Origin of the sequence: Apibacter sp. wkB309, from assembly GCF_002964915.1 — a bacterium.
Classification (GTDB): domain Bacteria; phylum Bacteroidota; class Bacteroidia; order Flavobacteriales; family Weeksellaceae; genus Apibacter.
This window is the reverse complement of sequence record NZ_PSZL01000012.1, coordinates 1-1,911: the sequence shown is the minus strand read 5'-3', so window position 1 is coordinate 1,911 and position 1,911 is coordinate 1. Positions and strand designations below refer to the sequence as shown.

At 32.0% G+C, this 1,911-nt stretch carries 4 protein-coding genes; all 4 read left to right on the top strand.

Going from position 1 to position 1,911, the window contains the following annotated elements; translation table 11 throughout:
• Window positions 1-258, top strand: a 258-nt coding sequence (locus tag C4S75_RS10085; protein ID WP_158254220.1) for a hypothetical protein, incomplete at its 5' end; no start/stop codon positions are given.
• 28 nt (window positions 259-286) lie between these two features.
• Entirely contained in the window at window positions 287-745 is a 459-nt protein-coding gene (locus tag C4S75_RS05740) for a hypothetical protein (RefSeq protein ID WP_105297365.1), read from the top strand.
• Window positions 746-795: 50 nt separating this feature from the next.
• Complete coding sequence (locus C4S75_RS05735) at window positions 796-1,254, top strand: hypothetical protein (protein WP_105297364.1); 459 nt, start codon at window positions 796-798, stop codon at window positions 1,252-1,254.
• A gap of 28 nt (window positions 1,255-1,282) precedes the next feature.
• Window positions 1,283-1,741: a hypothetical protein gene (locus C4S75_RS05730; RefSeq protein WP_105297363.1), complete on the top strand. Its 459-nt coding sequence runs from the start codon at window positions 1,283-1,285 to the stop codon at window positions 1,739-1,741.
• The last annotated feature ends 170 nt before the right edge of the window (window positions 1,742-1,911 follow it).

Genomic DNA, 1,911 nt, shown 5'->3' with positions numbered 1-1,911 from the left:
TATGATACACTTGTAAATATAAGAAAATCAAAGGGGTTTAGATTATATATTCTATCAAAAGACAGTATAGGTCTTAGCGATAGTTGGTTAGAATGCGAACAAGGAGAAACTTCCAATGGTACTATTAGTATGGGAATTGAGTATTTAATTTTTGAATTAACAGAAGAAGAATTATCCAAAGACACTTTAATTTATTATATATACGGAGGAAAAAAGAGAAAATGTATGGGAGAATTGCTGTTGATAAAGAAGAAATAGTTTTTTTTATACGGATCAGAATAATGGTATGAATAAAAAAATACAAATAGTTTTAATAGGTGTATTCCTAATAGGTATGGTAGGATGCAATATCGATGTTGCCGACAGAACATTATTTACCCAGATAAGTGTGACAATAGAAGAATCGAAGGCCAATGGAGTTTTTTTGGCTGAATATAGATCGAACAGGGAACTAATAAAAAAAGCATGGGTAGAAATCCACTGGGTATATGATACCCTTGGAAATATCAAAAAACAAAAAGGACATGAGTTGTACATAGAAGCCAAAGACAGTATAGGTCTCTCCCGAACATGGGAAAGATGCATGAATGGAGATACTTCCAATGGTAATGTGGGTGTTAAGGGGAAATATCTTACCTTTATATTAACAGAAGAAGAATTATCCAAAGACACTTTAATTTATTATATATACGGAGGAAAAAAGAGAAAATGTATGGGAGAATTGCTGTTGATAAAGAAGAAATAGTTTTTTTATAACCACCCTTTAAATGTCTTTATAAAGATTAAAAAAATGGTATGAATAAAAAAATACAAATAGTTTTAACAAGTGTATCCCTACTAAATATGATAGGGTGCGGTTTCGATGTACCCGATAGAACATTATCTACCCAGATAAGTGAGACAATAGAAGAATCGAAGGCTAATGGAGTTTTTTTGGCTGAATATAGGCCAAATAGAAAAATAATAAAAAAAGCATGGGTAGAAATCCCCTGGGTATATGATACTCTTGGAAATATCAAAAAACAAGGAGGAAACGAGTTATACATAGAAGCCATAGACAGTATAGGTCTCTCCCGAACATGGGAAAGATGCATGAATGGAGATACCTCCAATGGTAATATGGGTGTTAAGGGGAAATATCTAATCTTTACATTAACAGAAGAAGAATTATCCAAAGACACTTTAATTTATTATATATACGGAGGAAAAAAGAGAAAATGTATGGGAGAATTGTTGTTGATAAAGAAGAAATAGTTTTTTTTATACGGATCAGAATAATGGTATGAATAAAAAAACACAAATAGTTTTAACAAGTGTATCTCTATTAAGTATGATAGGGTGCGGTTTCGATGTACCCGATAGAACAAAGATTACACAAATAAGTGAGACAATAGAGGAATCGAAGGCCAAAGGAGTTTTTTTGGCCGAATATAAGCCGAATAGAGAAATAATTAAAAAAGCATGGGCGGAAATTCCTTGGGTATATGATACTCTTGGAAATATCAAAAGACAAAGAGGAAACGAGTTATACATAGAAGCCAAAGACAGTATAGGTCTCTCCCGAACATGGGAAAGATGTATGAATGGAGATACTTCCAATAATAATATTAGTATGGGAGCCGAGTATTTATTTTTTGATTTAACAGAAGAAGAATTATCCAAAGACACTTTAATTTATTATATATACGGAGGAAAAAAGAGAAAATGTATGGGAGAATTGTTGTTGATAAAGAAGAAATAGTTTTTTTTATACGGATCAGAATAATGGTATGAATAAAAAAACACAAATAGTTTTAACAAGTGTATCCCTACTAAGTTTGATAGGATGCAATATCGATATTCCAGATAAGACAAGCTCTGTTCAGGTAAGTGAGACGATAGAAGAATCGAAGGCAAGAGGAGTTTTTTTGG